The organism is Carnobacterium sp. CP1 (genome assembly GCF_001483965.1).
Lineage (GTDB): Bacteria > Bacillota > Bacilli > Lactobacillales > Carnobacteriaceae > Carnobacterium_A > Carnobacterium_A antarcticum.
In genome coordinates this window covers 1,718,011-1,735,640 of the sequence record NZ_CP010796.1, presented here as the reverse complement: position 1 = coordinate 1,735,640, position 17,630 = coordinate 1,718,011, and the positions used below count along the sequence as shown (strand labels likewise).

Annotated in this window: 11 protein-coding genes; 10 read left to right on the top strand and 1 reads right to left on the bottom strand. The window is 41.1% G+C overall.

The genetic code is table 11. From position 1 onward, the window contains the following. Positions 1-26: 26 nt before the first annotated feature. The 4 genes from rpoB to NY10_RS08190 all read left to right on the top strand — a co-directional run bounded on the left by rpoB (position 27) and on the right by NY10_RS08190 (position 10,245). Entirely contained in the window at positions 27-3,590 is a 3,564-nt protein-coding gene (gene rpoB, locus NY10_RS08205; RefSeq protein ID WP_058919513.1) for a DNA-directed RNA polymerase subunit beta, read from the top strand. Positions 3,591-3,821: 231 nt separating this feature from the next. Beyond that, on the top strand, positions 3,822-7,445 hold the full coding sequence (gene rpoC, locus NY10_RS08200) for a DNA-directed RNA polymerase subunit beta' (RefSeq protein WP_058919512.1): 3,624 nt from the start codon (positions 3,822-3,824) through the stop codon (positions 7,443-7,445). 387 nt (positions 7,446-7,832) lie between these two features. Then, a complete protein-coding gene (locus tag NY10_RS08195) occupies positions 7,833-9,293 on the top strand; it encodes an NAD-dependent succinate-semialdehyde dehydrogenase (protein WP_231726798.1) in 1,461 nt (486 codons plus the stop codon). Positions 9,294-9,327: 34 nt separating this feature from the next. Continuing rightward, entirely contained in the window at positions 9,328-10,245 is a 918-nt protein-coding gene (locus NY10_RS08190; RefSeq protein WP_058919511.1) for an NADP-dependent oxidoreductase, read from the top strand. A 63-nt stretch (positions 10,246-10,308) separates the two neighbouring features. Here NY10_RS08190 and NY10_RS08185 read toward each other — a convergent pair whose 3' ends face one another. After that, positions 10,309-11,082 carry a prepilin peptidase gene (locus NY10_RS08185; protein ID WP_156413283.1) on the bottom strand — a complete coding sequence of 258 codons (774 nt, stop codon included), beginning with the start codon at positions 11,080-11,082 and terminating at the stop codon, positions 10,309-10,311. Between the two features lie 45 nt (positions 11,083-11,127). Between NY10_RS08185 and NY10_RS08180 the strand changes: the two genes are divergently transcribed. The 6 genes from NY10_RS08180 (at position 11,128) to NY10_RS08155 (ending at position 17,604) form a co-directional block, all read left to right on the top strand. Then, the gene (locus tag NY10_RS08180) at positions 11,128-11,361 is read left to right on the top strand and encodes a hypothetical protein (RefSeq protein WP_058919509.1); all 234 of its coding nucleotides are present in this window, start codon (positions 11,128-11,130) and stop codon (positions 11,359-11,361) included. Between the two features lie 24 nt (positions 11,362-11,385). After that, positions 11,386-11,799, top strand: coding sequence for a 30S ribosomal protein S12 (gene rpsL / locus NY10_RS08175; protein WP_058919508.1), 414 nt, complete (start codon positions 11,386-11,388; stop codon positions 11,797-11,799). A gap of 67 nt (positions 11,800-11,866) precedes the next feature. Then, positions 11,867-12,337 carry a 30S ribosomal protein S7 gene (gene rpsG, locus NY10_RS08170; RefSeq protein WP_058919507.1) on the top strand — a complete coding sequence of 157 codons (471 nt, stop codon included), beginning with the start codon at positions 11,867-11,869 and terminating at the stop codon, positions 12,335-12,337. 116 nt (positions 12,338-12,453) lie between these two features. Further along, positions 12,454-14,538 (top strand): elongation factor G, encoded by a 2,085-nt coding sequence (gene fusA / locus NY10_RS08165; RefSeq protein WP_058919506.1) that lies wholly within the window; start codon positions 12,454-12,456, stop codon positions 14,536-14,538. A 135-nt stretch (positions 14,539-14,673) separates the two neighbouring features. Then, the gene (tuf, locus tag NY10_RS08160; protein ID WP_058919505.1) at positions 14,674-15,864 is read left to right on the top strand and encodes an elongation factor Tu; all 1,191 of its coding nucleotides are present in this window, start codon (positions 14,674-14,676) and stop codon (positions 15,862-15,864) included. A gap of 717 nt (positions 15,865-16,581) precedes the next feature. Then, entirely contained in the window at positions 16,582-17,604 is a 1,023-nt protein-coding gene (locus NY10_RS08155) for a branched-chain amino acid aminotransferase (protein ID WP_058919504.1), read from the top strand. The last annotated feature ends 26 nt before the right edge of the window (positions 17,605-17,630 follow it).

Sequence of the window (17,630 nt, the reverse complement as noted above, 5' to 3'; positions counted from 1 at the left end):
TCAAAACATTTTGAGGGGTGAACAGGTTGGCAGGCCATTTAGTAAATTACGGAAAACACCGTACACGTAGAAGTTTCGCACGAATCAACGAAGTTTTAGAACTTCCGAATTTGATTGAAATTCAAACCAATTCCTACCAATGGTTCTTAGATGAAGGCTTACGTGAAATGTTTAAAGACATTTCTCCAATAGAAGACTTCGCAGGAAACCTATCATTAGAGTTCCTTGATTACCAATTACAAGAATCTAAATATACCGTTGAAGAAGCTCGTTCTCACGATGCAAACTACTCAGCGCCTATTTATGTGAAATTACGTTTGATCAATAAAGTAACCGGTGAAGTGAAAGACCAAGAAGTCTTCTTTGGGGATTTCCCTTTGATGACCGACATGGGAACTTTTGTTATTAACGGAGCAGAACGAGTTATCGTTTCTCAGTTGGTTCGTTCGCCAGGTGTTTACTTTAACAGTAAACTAGATAAAAACGGTAAAGAAGGTTTCGGATCTACCTTGATTCCAAACCGTGGAGCTTGGTTGGAGTACGAAACAGACGCAAAAGATATTTCTTATGTGCGTATTGACCGTACACGTAAAATCCCGTTATCTGTTTTAGTTCGTGCGCTTGGGTTCGGATCAGACGATCAAATCCTTGAGATTTTTGGAGAGAATGAAAGCCTTCGTTTAACTCTAGAAAAAGACTTGCACAAAAACGCCAGCGACTCGCGGACGGAAGAAGCGTTAAAAGATGTTTATGAACGTCTGCGTCCAGGTGAACCTAAAACAGCAGATAGCTCAAGAAGCTTATTGACTGCTCGCTTTTTCGATCCAAAACGTTATGATTTAGCAAACGTGGGTCGTTACAAAGTGAATAAAAAATTAAACCTAAAAACACGTTTATTCAATTTAACATTAGCTGAAACTTTGGTTGACCCAGAAACAGGAGAAATCTTAGTAGAAGAAGGAACTAAATTAGACCGTGACCAAATGGACATTTTAGATCCTTACCTTGATGCTGGTCTAAACAGTGTTACGTATTACCCAACAGAAGATGCGGTCGTTACTGAACCGATCACTCTGCAAGTTGTAAAAGTTGTTTCTCCAAAAGACCCTGAACGAGTTGTGAATGTGATCGGAAATGGCGTAATATCAACAGAAATCAAAAATGCTACACCGGCTGATATTATTTCTTCAATGAACTATTTCTTTAACTTGCAAGAAGGCATCGGCAATGTAGATGACATTGACCACTTAGGCAACCGTCGTATTCGTTCGGTTGGTGAACTATTGCAAAACCAATACCGTATTGGTTTGTCTCGAATGGAACGTGTGGTACGTGAGCGGATGTCGATCCAAGATATGGCTACCGTTACACCACAACAATTGATCAACATTCGTCCAGTTGTTGCGGCCATCAAAGAATTCTTTGGGTCATCTCAACTGTCACAATTTATGGATCAAACCAACCCATTAGGCGAGTTGACTCATAAACGTCGTTTATCTGCTTTAGGACCCGGTGGTTTAACCAGAGACCGTGCTGGATACGAAGTTCGTGACGTGCATTACTCGCATTATGGCCGTATGTGTCCGATTGAAACACCTGAAGGACCAAACATTGGACTGATCAACAGCTTATCTAGTTTCGCAAAAGTAAATAAATTTGGATTCATTGAAACACCTTACCGTCGCGTAGACCGCGAAACTGGTAAAGTAACAGACCACATCGACTATTTAACAGCAGATGAAGAAGATGCGTATGTTGTTGCGCAAGCAAATGCAGAGTTGAATGAAGATGGCACATTTGCGAACGATATCGTATTGGCTCGTTATGTAGAAGAAAACTTAGAAGTACCGATCGGCCGTGTAGATTATATGGACGTTTCTCCTAAACAAGTAGTTGCTGTAGCAACAGCTTGTATTCCTTTCTTGGAAAACGATGATAGTAACCGGGCATTGATGGGTGCAAACATGCAACGTCAAGCTGTACCGTTGATCAGACCAGAAGCACCATTAGTGGGAACTGGTATGGAACACGTAGCGGCAAAAGACTCAGGCGCGGCAATTATTTGTCAAAATGACGGAATCGTTGAATACGTAGACGCTAAAGAAATTCGTATTCGTCAAGACAACGGGGCATTAGATAAATACCCTGTTACAAAATTCCGTCGTTCAAACGCAGGTACTTGTTACAATCAACGTCCAATCGTTGCTAAAGGCGATCGCGTAGACAAAGGCGAGATTTTAGCAGATGGTTCTTCTATGGAAAATGGGGAAATGGCTTTAGGTCAAAACCCATTAGTAGCCTTCATGACTTGGGAAGGGTACAACTATGAAGATGCGATCATCATGAGCGAACGTTTAGTCAAAGATGATGTGTACACGTCGATCCATATTGAAGAATATGAGTCAGAAGCACGTGACACGAAACTTGGACCTGAAGAAATCACTCGTGAGATTCCTAACGTCGGAGAAGATGCTTTAAAAGATCTAGATGAAATGGGTATTATCCGCATTGGGGCTGAAGTTCTTGATGGCGATTTGCTGGTTGGGAAAGTAACTCCTAAAGGGGTAACGGAACTATCAGCAGAAGAGCGTCTATTGCATGCGATCTTTGGTGAAAAAGCTCGTGAAGTAAGAGATACTTCTTTACGCGTACCACATGGTGGCGGCGGAACAGTCCATGATGTTAAGATCTTTACTCGTGAAGCAGGAGATGAGTTATCTCCAGGAGTAAACATGCTTGTTCGGGTTTACATTGTTCAAAAACGTAAAATCAATGAAGGGGACAAAATGGCGGGACGTCATGGTAACAAAGGTGTTGTTTCGTTGATTATGCCGGAAGAAGATATGCCGTTTATGCCTGATGGAACTCCTGTTGATATTATGTTAAACCCATTAGGGGTACCTTCACGGATGAATATTGGACAAGTACTTGAATTGCATATGGGAATGGCCGCTCGCAAAATGGGCATTCACATTGCATCGCCTGTATTTGATGGAGCCAATGAAAAAGACGTTTGGGAAACAGTTCAAGAAGCCGGAATGGCTGCAGATGCGAAAACCGTTCTTTATGACGGACGTAGCGGAGAACCGTTTGACAACCGCATTTCTGTCGGAGTAATGTACATGATCAAACTGGCCCACATGGTCGATGATAAATTACATGCTCGTTCAACTGGACCTTACTCACTAGTTACACAACAACCATTGGGTGGTAAAGCTCAATTTGGTGGACAACGTTTTGGTGAGATGGAAGTTTGGGCACTTGAAGCTTATGGTGCAGCTTATACACTGCAAGAAATCCTGACATACAAATCAGATGATGTTGTTGGACGTGTTAAAACGTACGAAGCTATCGTTAAAGGCGATCCTATTCCAAAACCAGGTGTTCCTGAATCATTCCGCGTATTAGTTAAAGAATTACAAGCTTTAGGATTAGATATGAAAGTATTGAATGCTGAAGATGAAGAAATTGAACTACGCGATATGGATGACGATGATGACATCGTAAACATTGATGCTCTGAGCAAATACGCTGAAGAACAAGAAAAAGTTCGCGCAGAAGCAGCAGAAAAAGAACGACTAAAAGATTAAGATGCGAAGCGCTCTGTTCAGCTCTGACAGAAAAATAGAAAAATTCCCGCAGAAGGCTGTAAGCCTTGAGGACAATTTTGTCTTTTTTCCGAAGAGCTAGAGCGCGCAGCTCGATTAAAGAAGATGCGGAGAGTTCCTCCGGGGACTCGGGTTTCCGCTCTATTTTGTAATGAACCAAAACAGTGAGCAGATAGGGCAGCTCGATATAAAAAATAAAGGGAGGTAGGCCCCTTGATAGACGTTAATAATTTTGAAAGTATGCAAATTGGTTTGGCCTCTCCAGATAAGATTCGCAGTTGGTCTTATGGAGAAGTCAAAAAACCTGAAACCATTAACTATCGTACATTGAAACCTGAACGAGATGGTTTATTCTGTGAACGTATTTTCGGACCTTCAAAAGACTGGGAATGTGCTTGTGGAAAATACAAACGAATTCGTTACAAAGGCATCGTCTGCGACCGTTGTGGAGTTGAAGTAACTCGTTCTAAAGTACGTCGTGAACGTATGGGTCATATTGAATTAGCAGCACCAGTTACTCACATTTGGTATTTCAAAGGGATTCCAAGCCGTATGGGACTTGTGTTAGACATGAGCCCACGTGCTCTTGAAGAAATCATTTATTTCGCTTCTTACGTTGTTATCGAACCTGGTAACACACCGATGGAAAAGAAACAATTATTGACTGAAAGAGAATACCGTGAACGTCGTGATCAATATGGAACAGAATTTCAAGCTGAAATGGGAGCAGAAGCCATTAAGCAATTATTGAACGATGTAAATCTTGAAAAAGAAGTGACTGAATTAAAAGAAGAATTAAAAACAGCACAAGGCCAAAAACGGACACGTGCTATTCGTCGCTTGGATATTCTAGAAGCTTTCCGTAATTCTGGAAACCACCCATCATGGATGGTTATGGATGTTATTCCGATTATTCCTCCAGAAATTCGCCCAATGGTTCAATTAGAAGGCGGACGCTTTGCGACAAGTGATTTAAATGACTTGTACCGTCGTGTAATTAACCGTAACAACCGTTTGAAACGTCTACTAGATTTAATGGCACCGAATATCATTGTTCAAAATGAAAAACGGATGTTGCAAGAAGCAGTCGATGCTTTGATTGATAATGGTCGTCGCGGCCGTCCAGTTACTGGACCAGGTAACCGTCCATTGAAATCATTGTCACACATGCTAAAAGGAAAACAAGGTCGTTTCCGTCAAAACTTACTTGGTAAACGTGTAGACTATTCAGGCCGTTCGGTTATTGTTGTTGGACCAACGCTTAAAATGTACCAATGTGGATTGCCGAAACAAATGGCCATTGAACTTTTCAAACCATTTGTAATGAGAGAACTTGTTGCCCGCGATATCGCCAGCAATATCAAAAACGCAAAACGCAAAATCGATCGTCAAGACGATGCTATCTGGCCTGTCTTGGAAGAAGTTATCCGCGAACACCCAGTTCTATTGAACCGGGCACCAACATTACACAGATTAGGAATCCAAGCTTTTGAGCCTGTTCTTGTAGAGGGTAAAGCTATTCGCTTGCACCCATTAGTCTGTGAAGCTTATAACGCCGACTTCGATGGAGACCAAATGGCTGTCCATGTACCGTTAAGTGAAGAGGCACAAGCTGAAGCGCGTATGTTGATGCTTGCTGCTCAAAACATTCTAAATCCAAAAGATGGTAAACCAGTAGTTACTCCTTCTCAAGATATGGTATTGGGGAACTATTACCTTACAATGGAAGAAGAAGGACGCGAAGGCGAAGGAATGACATTCAGCAGTTTGAATGAAGCATTGGTTGCTTACCAAAGCGGCTATGTGCATTTACATTCACGGATTGGAATCCGTGCAATCGATATTCCGAACAAACCGTTTACTGAATGGCAAAAAGATAAAATGATGATCACGACTGTTGGGAAATTGATTTTCAATGAAATCATGCCTGGGGAATTCCCATACATGAATGAGCCGACTCAAGTAAACCTTGAGGTTGCTACACCAGACAAATACTTTGTCGAAGCAGCAACGGATATTCCGGCTCACATTAAAGAGCAAGCGTTGATCAAACCATTTAAGAAGAAAAACCTTGGTAATATTATTGCAGAAGTTTTCAAACGTTTCAAAATAACCGAAACATCAAAAATGTTAGACAGAATGAAAGACTTAGGATACAAATATTCTACTATTGCAGGGATTACCGTAGGAATTTCGGATATCGTTGTCTTGCATGAAAAACAAGAGATGTTAGATGAAGCTCATGGACAAGTAGACAATGTAACCAAACAATTCCGTCGTGGTTTAATTACGGATGATGAACGTTATGAACGTGTTATTGCTATCTGGAATGCTGCTAAAGACCGTATTCAAGTGAAATTGATGGAAAGTTTAGATGACCGCAACCCGATCTTCATGATGAGTGACTCAGGTGCCCGTGGTAACATCTCCAACTTTACTCAACTGGCTGGTATGCGTGGATTGATGGCTGCACCGAATGGACAAATCATGGAATTACCGATCACATCTAACTTCCGTGAAGGACTATCAGTTTTAGAAATGTTTATCTCTACCCATGGTGCTCGTAAAGGAATGACCGATACGGCTCTGAAAACGGCTGACTCGGGTTACTTGACTCGTCGTTTAGTAGACGTGGCACAAGATGTTATCATTCGTGAAACAGATTGTGGAACGGACCGTGGTTTAGAAGTTACTGCTATTAAAGAAGGCAATGAAGTGATTGAACCTCTTGAGGAGCGTTTGTTAGGTCGTTATACACGTAAAACGATCTTTAATCCTAAAGACGGATCTGTTATCATCAAAAATAACGAAATCATCACAGAAGACATTGCAAAAGAAATTATAGACGCAGATATTGAACAAGTTACCATTCGTTCAGTATTTACATGTAATACTAAACATGGTGTTTGTAAGTATTGTTATGGCCGTAACTTGGCTACAGGTTCAGAAGTTGAAGTTGGAGAAGCAGTTGGAACAATTGCAGCTCAATCAATTGGAGAACCAGGAACCCAATTAACCATGCGTACTTTCCATACAGGTGGAGTTGCCGGAGACGATATTACTCAAGGTCTTCCACGTATCCAAGAAATTTTTGAAGCTCGTCATCCTAAAGGACAAGCTGTTATCACTGAAGTAACCGGTGAAGTCATTGCGATTGAAGAAAATCCAGCAGATCGTACGAAAGAAATTACGATCAAAGGAGTAACCGATACGCGTAGTTACCAAATTCCGTTTACTTCCCGCATGAAAGTTGCTGAAGGCGACATCGTTAAACGTGGTTCAAGCTTAATTGAAGGATCAGTCGATCCTAAACAACTATTAGGTGTCAGCGATGTTCTTTCTGTTGAAAACTATCTCTTACGTGAAGTTCAAAAAGTTTACCGTATGCAAGGGGTAGAAATCGGCGACAAACATATCGAAGTTATGGTTCGTCAAATGTTGCGGAAAGTTCGTATCATGGATCCAGGTGAAACAGACGTCTTGCCAGGAACGTTGATCGACATCCATGATTTCACAGACGAAAATAACCGTACGCTATTAGCCGGCGGTGTTCCAGCGACAGCTCGTCCAGTTTTACTTGGAATTACTAAAGCTTCTCTTGAAACAAATAGTTTCTTGTCAGCTGCTTCCTTCCAAGAGACGACACGTGTCTTAACAGATGCTGCTATTCGCGGAAAACGTGATCCGTTATTAGGATTGAAAGAAAACGTCATTATCGGAAAAATCATTCCAGCTGGTACAGGAATGCCGAAATATCGTAAAATGGAACCAAAAGGAGTTGGCGTTGTGAGCGAGAATGTTTACAGCATCAATGACAAAAAGGAACCGAATATATAAGATAAGTTAAAAAGGCCGTTCAACTGATGCTACAATCAGCTGAACGGCCTTTTTTGTTTGCCTAAACTTCATAACTTTAGTCGTTGCTTTTCCGTCGATAGTGCGAATTCCTTTTGCGTGCCTTAACAATGTTAAAGCTCTGTCCATGAGGTACGCAAATCCTTTTTGAGTACCTCAACATTGCTAAACCCCTATCGTTAAGGTACACAAACCCTATTTGCGTACCTTAACGATGTTAAATCTCTCTCCTTAAGGTACATAACCTCCTTTTTTCATTTGCCTACTTATTTGAAAGTGACATTATTTTTAGTGAGCCGGAAGGTGTGCTATGCTAATTATGAGTAGAAATATAAAAACCAAAAAATTGAAGGAGTGTTTTAAGTGGGAATAACACGAAAAAAATTACCGGATATGCAATCAGGGCTTTATATTGACGGACAATGGACAACAGGCTCGCTGGAAAGTAAAGCAGTCAACAACCCTGCTACAGGCGAAGAGTTGATACAAGTGGCACAAGCCGATACAGCTGATACTGAAAAAGCTATTGCAGCAGCAAAAGCGGCTTTTCCAGTATGGTCAGGAATGGAATTGAAAGAAAGAGTAAAGATTCTGCACAAAATTGCGGATTTAATGGAAGAAAATGCAGATCGACTAGCACTGATCATGACGCTAGAACAAGGCAAACCACTAGCAGAAGCAAAAGGCGAAATCAAAACGAACGTAGAAAATATGCATTGGAATGCTGAAGAAGCTAGGCGGATCTATGGTGAAACGATTCCTGCTCCTAATAACCACAAATTTGAAGTTAAGAAGCAGCCAGTAGGCGTTGTTGGTGCCATTACCCCTTGGAACTTTCCGTCTAACATGATCATACGGAAGATATCGCCCGCTATTTCAGCTGGCTGCACGATTATTTTGAAACCAGCCAGCAGCACACCGCTCTCTGCTATTGCATTATTTGAGTTGTTTGAACAAGCGGGGTTACCGGCCGGCGTAGCTAATTTGGTAATGGGGCCATCAAGTGATATCGGTAAAGCCTTAACGGACAGTAATGATGTTCGCAAATTAACGTTTACCGGCTCAACCAAGGTAGGGCAGCAATTGTATGAACAGTGCGGGGCTACCTTGAAAAAAATCTCATTAGAATTAGGCGGGCATGCACCGTTTATTGTTTTTGCAGATGCACCGATCGAAGAAACGGTCAAGACATTAGTAGCTATGAAATTCAGGAACAATGGGCAAGCTTGTACATCGCCTAACCGTATTTTTGTCGAAAAATCGATCAAAAAAGAATTCACGGCTGCTTTAAATCAAGCTGTTTCTCAAGTGAAGGTCGGGAATGGGCTAGATGAAGTGACGGTAGGCCCGCTAATCAATGAAGAAGCTCGTGAAACGATTGATGCTCAATTAGCGGATGCAAAAAATAAAGGTGCAGACATTCCTGTCGGTGGGGGTCGCTTGACAGAAGGAGAATATGAAAAAGGATTCTTTTATCAGCCAACTGTCGTCGATGGCGTAACGAAAGAAATGGATATATTCTATGAAGAAACTTTTGGTCCAGTCGTTCCGCTGATTGAATTTGAAGAAGAAGATGACGTGATTCAAATGGCTAATGATACCAACTTCGGTTTGGCTTCTTACGTTTTCACTACTGACTTGCGTCGTGCTGAAAAAGTGAGTCGAGCTTTAGAGTATGGATTAGTAGGAGTCAACAATACGCAAGTTTCTCAGTCAGAAACACCTTTTGGCGGTGTGAAACATTCTGGTCTAGGCCGCGAAAATGGGCATTATGGAATTGAAGAGTTTCTTGAAGTTAAATTTGTCCACACCACTTACTTTGCTGATTAAGAGAGAGTGCCTAAAAAAGAAAGAAGGGCTAAAGATGAAAGCTGTACGGGTTGATGAATTTGGCGGACCGGAAGTACTGAAATTAGAAGAAACCGAGACACCGGTGCCAAAGGATGATGAGGTACTGATCAAAGTTCGTTATGCAGGAGTATTGCCGGTTGACTGGAAAATCCGACAAGGCAAGGCAGGCAAGAGACATTTTCCTTATACTCCGGGAATTGCCGCTTCGGGGATTATTGAACAAGTTGGTAAAGATGTGGTAGGTTTTAAAATCGGCGATGCCGTTTTCGGCAGAACAAAACGCGGAGCCTATAAAGAAAAGGCCGCTATTCCCATGACAGCCTTGAATCACAAACCTGTCAATCTTTCATTTGAACAAGCGGCTACGATTATTGCCGGTGCAGAAACAGCCTGGAAAGCTTTATTTACACAAGGCGATCTAAAAGCTGGTCAACGTGTTTTGATCCATGCTGCAGCTGGCGGAGTAGGACATTATGCCGTTCAGTTGGCTAAATGGAAAGGGGCAGAAGTTATCGGAACAGCATCAACGGATAACCAAAGCTTTTTAAAAGAATTAGGCGCAGACCAAGGAATCGATTATAAAAAGCAACGGTTTGAAGAAGAGGTAGCGGCCGTTGATTTAGTTATTGATTTGATTGGCGGCGAAACCCAAGACCGATCTTGGGAAATCATCAAGCCAGGTGGAAAGTTAGTCAGTTTGGTCGGCATTCGCAACCCACAAGCTGCAACAGATCATTTAGTTACAGGAATAGACAATCAGGATAGCCCCACACTAAGTGATTTGGACCAATTAGCAGAACTGATGGCTAATGGTACAATCAAAACAGAAATCGAGAAGGTTTATCCATTGGAAAAAGTTCGAGAAGCTATGATGCAAAGTGAGACTGGCCACGGCCGAGGGCGCATTTTGCTGAAGGTGACAGCTGATTAACACTGGATTAGATAATAAGACAGAGCAAAAGGGATAAAAGTACTTTTGCTCTGTTTTATTTTGTCAGATAAAAAGTTTCTCAGTTAAGGCCAAGAGAGCTTCACCGTAGCGGATAGAAAAGAACACACCGAAAAAGATAAAGGGAGCAAAAGGCAGATGAGTTTGGCGAGTTATTTTTTTTAATAGTAAAAGAATACTAGCCAGCAGCAACAACGATAAAGAAGCTGCAAACAAGGTGAACAGCATTAGTTTGAAACCTAAAAATAAGCCAAGGATACCAAAAAGTTTTACATCGCCGCCGCCAATGGCTTGATCTGTGATCCAATACAAGGCATAAAACAAACTAAAATAAAAGAGAGCGCTGAGCAGATAGTGAGTAAATGAGAGTGGATGATACAACATTCGACCGATCAACACGAGAGAAAAAAAGGACGCCATAAGCGAGTCTGGCAATAACTGGTAGTGGAGATCGGTTACGCTGAAGATCAGACTAAAGGCAACCAGCAGATACATTAAAAAAAGTTCTTGCGGTTGAGCTGCAAAAGCTAAGGCAATAGAAACAAAGAGAAAACCAGTCCAAATTTCGCTAAGCGGATAAAAAAGCGAAAGGGAAGCGCGGCAATGGCGGCACCGTCCTTTCTGAAACAGAAAAGAAAAAACAGGAATCAGTTCAGTTGGACCAAGCGAATGCTGACAATCAGCACAATGCGAGGCCGGATGGACAATGGATTGTCCCAAAGGAATTCTTAAACCGACGACCATAAAAAAAGAACCGAAACAACAACCAAGCAATCCGATCAATAGAAACAAGAGAAACACAGACATTTTTTGATTCACCTAGCTTTCTTCATTCATTTGCTTTTGTTATAAGGAATATACGTAATGTTTAATGAAAAAAATTATTTTGAAGAAAAAAGAAAAAATGTTGTCCTTTTGTTGACAAGAAAAAAAAGACATGGTATGATTCACAAGGTGCTTTTGTATACAGATTCCTGTCGATCAGTCGTTCTGACTGGTACAAGGGCCATTAATTCTACAAGTAAAGCTGGTTGCGATTTGCAGCACTATTTTTTTGCTGAAAAAAGAACCACCTGGATGTGTGGACTAGAAAGATAAACACAGGGAAGGAGGAAATTACCAATGCCTACTATTAATCAATTAGTTCGTAGCCCTCGTAAATCTAAAGCAGAAAAGTCTGAATCACCTGCTTTGAACAGAGGATATAACAGTAAAAGAAAAAAACAAACAACAGTAAACTCACCTCAAAAGCGTGGTGTTTGTACTCGTGTGGGAACTATGACTCCTAAAAAACCTAACTCAGCGTTACGTAAATATGCACGTGTTCGTTTGTCTAACTTAATTGAAGTAACAGCATATATCCCAGGAGAAGGACATAACCTACAAGAACATAGTGTTGTACTTATCCGTGGAGGACGTGTTAAGGATTTACCGGGTGTACGTTACCACATCGTTCGTGGTGCATTAGATACTGCTGGTGTTACTGACCGTAAACAAAGTCGTTCTAAATATGGTGCTAAAAAACCTAAAAAATAAGCTAACTGCTTAATTTGAAAATGAAATTCGTATTCTAAAAAAACTATTATTGAAAGGAGGAATTTGGATGCCTCGTAAAGGTCCTATTACTAAACGTGATGTGTTACCTGATCCAATTTATAATTCTAAATTAGTTACTCGCTTAATCAACCGTTTAATGGTTGATGGTAAACGTGGGAAAGCTGCTACTATTCTTTACAGCTCACTTGATGTTGTTAAAGAACAAACAGGCAACGATCCTATGGAAGTGTTTGAACAAGCAATGAAAAACATTATGCCTGTTCTTGAAGTTAAAGCTCGTCGTGTTGGGGGTTCTAACTACCAAGTTCCAGTCGAAGTTCGTCCAGAACGTCGTACTGCACTTGCTCTTCGTTGGTTAGTAAACTACGCTCGTCTGCGTGGAGAAGATACTATGGAACAACGTCTTGCTAAAGAAATCATGGATGCTGCAAACAACTCAGGTTCTGCAGTTAAAAAACGTGAAGATACACATAAAATGGCAGAAGCGAACAAAGCTTTCGCTCACTACCGTTGGTAAAATTTTTCCAAAAAAAGGCTTGGTTCCTATTGTAGAAACCTGGCCTTTATTGGAAAAGAGTGTATTTAAACTAAACATTAAAAACTTAATTAATTTAAGAGAGGTGTTATTGCAAGATGGCTAAAAGAGAGTTTACTCTAGAAAATACCCGTAATATCGGAATCATGGCCCATATCGATGCTGGTAAAACAACAACGACTGAGCGTGTCCTTTATTATACTGGCCGTATCCATAAAATTGGTGAAACCCACGAAGGTGGAGCACAAATGGACTGGATGGCACAAGAACAAGAGCGTGGAATCACGATTACATCTGCTGCAACAACAGCTGCTTGGAAAGGACACCGCGTAAATATCATCGATACTCCAGGTCACGTTGACTTCACTGTTGAAGTTGAACGTTCTCTACGTGTATTAGATGGTGCTGTAATGCTACTTGATGCACAATCAGGTGTTGAACCTCAAACTGAAACAGTTTGGCGTCAAGCAACAACTTATGGTGTACCTCGTATTGTATTCATTAACAAAATGGATAAAACCGGAGCAGACTTTTTGTATTCAGTAGGCACAATGCACGATCGCTTACAAGCAAACGCTCACCCGATTCAGTTGCCGATGGGTGCTGAAACAGAATTTATCGGAATTATCGATTTAGTTAAAATGAAAGCTGAAATCTATGAAGACGACATGGGCCAAGTGGTTCGTGAAGAAGACATTCCTGCAGAATACCAAGAGTTAGCAGACGAATGGCGTACAAAATTGATTGAAGCTGTTGCTGAATTAGACGAAGATATGATGGAAAGATACCTTGAAGGCGAAGAGATTACTGAAGCAGAACTTATTGCTGGTATTCGTAAAGCAACTTTAAGCGTTGAATTTTACCCAGTTCTTTGTGGTTCAGCATTTAAAAACAAAGGTGTTCAAATGATGCTAGATGCAGTTATTGATTACCTACCATCTCCAATCGACGTTAAACCTATGGAAGGTATCTTACCAGGTACTGAAGACACAGTTGAACGTCCTGCAGATGATAGCGCACCATTCGCAGCATTAGCATTTAAAGTTATGACTGACCCGTTTGTAGGTCGTCTAACATTCTTCCGTGTGTATTCAGGAACGTTACAAGCTGGATCATATATCCAAAATGCTTCAAAAGGCAAACGTGAACGTGTAGGTCGTATCTTGCAAATGCATGCGAACTCTCGTAGCGAAATCCCTGAAGTATTTGCCGGAGACATTGCAGCAGCAGTCGGATTGAAAGATACGACTACTGGAGATACACTGTGTGACGAAAAATCACAAGTTATCTTAGAATCAATGGACTTCCCGGAACCTGTTATCCAAGTAGCGATTGAACCTAAATCAAAAGCTGACCAAGATAAAATGGGTGTTGCATTACAAAAATTAGCTGAAGAAGATCCAACTTTCCGTGCTGAAACAGACCACGAAACAGGTGAAACGATCATCGCTGGTATGGGTGAATTACACTTAGATATCATCGTTGACCGTATGAAACGTGAATTCGGTGTTGAAGCTACTGTTGGAGCTCCTCAAGTTTCTTATCGTGAAACATTCCGCGGTTCGACTCAAGCTGAAGGTAAATTCGTTCGTCAATCTGGTGGTAAAGGTCAATACGGTCACGTATGGATCGAATTCTCACCAAATGAAGAAGGAAAAGGCTTTGAGTTTGAAGATGCAATCGTTGGTGGTGTTGTTCCTCGTGAATACATCCCAGCAGTTAAAGCGGGATTAGAAGCTTCATTAGATAACGGTGTTCTTGCTGGTTATCCGTTAGTGGATATCAAAGCAAAACTTTATGATGGTTCTTACCATGATGTCGACTCAAATGAAACGGCATTTAAAGTAGCGGCTTCAATGGCACTTAAAAATGCTGCGAAGAAAGCTAACCCTGTTATTTTGGAACCGATGATGGCTGTTGATATTACAATTCCTGAAGACTATTTAGGAGACGTAATGGGACACATTAGTGCTCGTCGTGGACGGATCGAAGGCTCAGAAGTACGTGGAAATACGACTATCGTTAAAGGTACGATTCCACTAGCTGAAATGTTCGGATACGCTACAGCATTACGTTCAGCAACACAAGGCCGTGGTACATTCTCAATGACATTTGATCATTACGAAGATGTTCCTAAGTCGATTTCTGCAGAAATCATTAAGAAAAATGGCGGCGAAGCGTAAAGTTAACGGTAATCGTTAAGTATTGCTTTTCCCGGCATTAATCGGTATAATTCTTACAAATGATAGGGACGAACTGAGGTTTTTCCCTATCTAAAATAAAAAATGAAAACTCATTCCAAGGAGGAAATTACTAAAATGGCAAAAGAAAAATACGATCGCTCAAAACCCCATGTTAACGTTGGTACTATTGGACACGTTGACCATGGTAAAACTACTTTAACAGCTGCAATCACAACTGTATTAGCTAAAAAAGGTTTCGTAAGTACTGCAAAAGACTACGCTTCTATCGATGGTGCTCCAGAAGAGCGCGAACGTGGAATCACAATTTCAACTTCTCACGTTGAATACGAAACTGAAAACCGCCACTACGCTCACGTAGACTGCCCAGGCCATGCTGACTATGTTAAAAACATGATCACTGGTGCTGCACAAATGGATGGCGCTATCTTAGTAGTATCTGCTGCTGATGGCCCAATGCCTCAAACTCGTGAACACATTCTATTGTCTCGTCAAGTTGGTGTTCCATACATCGTTGTTTTCTTAAACAAAGTTGACATGGTTGATGACGAAGAATTACTAGAGTTAGTTGAAATGGAAGTTCGTGACTTGTTAACAGAATACGAATTCCCAGGAGACGACACTCCAGTTATTGCTGGTTCTGCTCTTAAAGCTCTTGAAGGCGTTGCAGAATACGAAGACAAAATCATGGACTTGATGGAAGCTGTAGACACTTACATTCCAACTCCGGAACGTGCTACTGACAAACCATTCATGATGCCAGTTGAGGATGTATTCTCAATCACTGGACGTGGAACAGTTGCTACAGGACGTGTAGAAGCTGGTGAAATCAAAGTCGGTGAAGAAGTAGAAATCATCGGAATCCATGAAGCGACAACTAAATCTACTGTTACAGGTGTTGAAATGTTCCGTAAATTGCTAGACTACGCTCAAGCAGGGGACAACATCGGTGCTTTATTACGTGGGGTTGCTCGTGAAGACATCCAACGTGGACAAGTATTAGCTAAACCAGGTTCAATCACTCCGCATACTAAATTTAAAGGCGAAGTTTATATCTTATCAAAAGAAGAAGGTGGACGTCACACTCCATTCTTCGCTAACTACCGCCCGCAATTCTACTTCCGTACAACTGACGTAACTGGTGTTGTTGAGTTACCAGAAGGTACTGAAATGGTTATGCCAGGAGACAACGTTACAATTGACGTTCAATTGATCGCACCAATCGCTATTGACCCAGGTACTAAATTCACTATCCGTGAAGGTGGACGTACTGTTGGAGCTGGCGTTGTAGTTTCAATCGAAGCTTAATCAACAAAAACTAAAAGTGATTTAAAAAGGACTCTGCCAGTGGCAGAGCGTGTTCAGACAAGAAAAAAGCCGTATCGGTTATCCGATGCGGCTTTTTTATGTTCTTTTTTTGATTTGTTAAAAAAGTTGGGTACCATATAGAAGATGGAATAGTAGTCGTATGGTACACGAAAATAGGTTATATGCCCTATTATTGTGTGATAAAACTAGAGTTAAAGTGCAAGAACAGGATACGAACCTTAACTGTATGATAAGACTCGACTTGAGGCACACAAAATCCAGATGCGTACCTTAAGAGTGGATTCGAATAGAGCATAAGGTACACAAACTCTTTTTGAGGACGGTAAGGATAGAAAACCTCTCTCCGTATGTCACGCAAGACAAGTGCATTAGTTGGGTTTTTCGTCTGTGGTCGAGAAAAGCTCCGATTGGATTGGGTTGGCTAAAACCAAACCGGTTAAGAGTCGTATGGACGATGGAATAGCATAGGGCGCATAAGAACAAAGCGCGTTTTTTAGAAAAGGGCTTTTAAAAGAAGGTGACGCTTAATATGCAATGCTAAAGAAATAAAATATAAAAACTATTATTCAGAATCTAATCCAAAATAACTATAAAACAGCTTGTTTCTAAAGTTTTAGAAGATTTAGAAACTTAACCTCATCTTATTCTAATAATTGTGTTACACTAGAAAGCAATATAGCGTAAGGAGTGGTTGGAATGAGAAAAACAGTAGACTTGGATTGGGCAAATTTAGGATTTAGCTACATTAAAACAGATTACCGTTACATCTCGTATTGGAAAGATGGAAAATGGGATGATGGAGCTTTGACAGAAGATAATAAAGTACATATTAGTGAAGGGTCGACTGCTTTGCATTATGGCCAAACGGTTTTTGAAGGAATGAAAGCTTACCGTGCAAAAGACGGCAGCATCAATCTGTTTCGAGCGGATCAGAATGCTGAAAGAATGCAACGGAGCTGTCGACGTTTGCTGATGCCGGAAATTCCTACAGATACCTTTATAGAAGCGGTTAAAAAAGTTGTCAAAGCGAATGAAGCGTATATCCCACCGTATGGTACAGGAGGATCGTTGTATCTTCGTCCGTTTATGATTGGTGTAGGAGACAACATTGGGGTTAAGCCTGCTGAAGAATATCTATTCTCAATTTTTTGTATGCCGGTCGGAGCTTACTTTAAAGGCGGCTTGCTTCCAACAAACTTTATGGTATCTGGATATGACCGAGCAGCTGGGAACGGAACAGGTGCTGCTAAAGTTGGGGGTAATTATGGCGGGAGTTTGCTGCCAGGCAGAGAAGCGCAACAAAAGAATTTCAGTGACGCGATTTATCTTGATCCGATCACGCATACAAAAATTGAAGAAGTGGGGTCAGCGAACTTCTTTGGAATTACTAAAGATAATAAATTTATCACTCCCGTTTCGCCTTCTATCTTGCCGAGTATCACAAAATATTCTTTGTTGTATTTAGCTAAAGAACGTTTGGGGTTAGAGGTGGAAGAAGGAGATGTTTATGTAGATGAATTGGATCGGTTTGCGGAAGCAGGAGCTTGCGGAACAGCCGCAGTTATTTCGCCAATCGGCGGCATTCAATATGGAGAAGATTTCCATGTGTTTTATAGCGAAACAGAAGTTGGGCCGATAACCAAAAAACTTTACGAAGAATTGACGGGAATCCAATACGGAGAAGTTCCGGCTCCTGAAGGCTGGATCGTCAAAGTTTGATTATTTCAGTAGTCATCTAAAGATTG

Excerpts from the sequence above, each read along its gene's own strand:
- NY10_RS08190 (WP_058919511.1), top strand. The coding sequence starts at position 9,328 with ATGAAAGCTGTACGGGTTGATGAATTTGGCGGACCGGAAGTACTGAAA.
- NY10_RS08180 (WP_058919509.1), top strand. The coding sequence starts at position 11,128 with ATGTTTAATGAAAAAAATTATTTTGAAGAAAAAAGAAAAAATGTTGTC.
- rpsL (WP_058919508.1), top strand. The coding sequence starts at position 11,386 with ATGCCTACTATTAATCAATTAGTTCGTAGCCCTCGTAAATCTAAAGCA.
- rpsG (WP_058919507.1), top strand. The coding sequence starts at position 11,867 with ATGCCTCGTAAAGGTCCTATTACTAAACGTGATGTGTTACCTGATCCA.
- fusA (WP_058919506.1), top strand. The coding sequence starts at position 12,454 with ATGGCTAAAAGAGAGTTTACTCTAGAAAATACCCGTAATATCGGAATC.
- tuf (WP_058919505.1), top strand. The coding sequence starts at position 14,674 with ATGGCAAAAGAAAAATACGATCGCTCAAAACCCCATGTTAACGTTGGT.
- NY10_RS08155 (WP_058919504.1), top strand. The coding sequence starts at position 16,582 with ATGAGAAAAACAGTAGACTTGGATTGGGCAAATTTAGGATTTAGCTAC.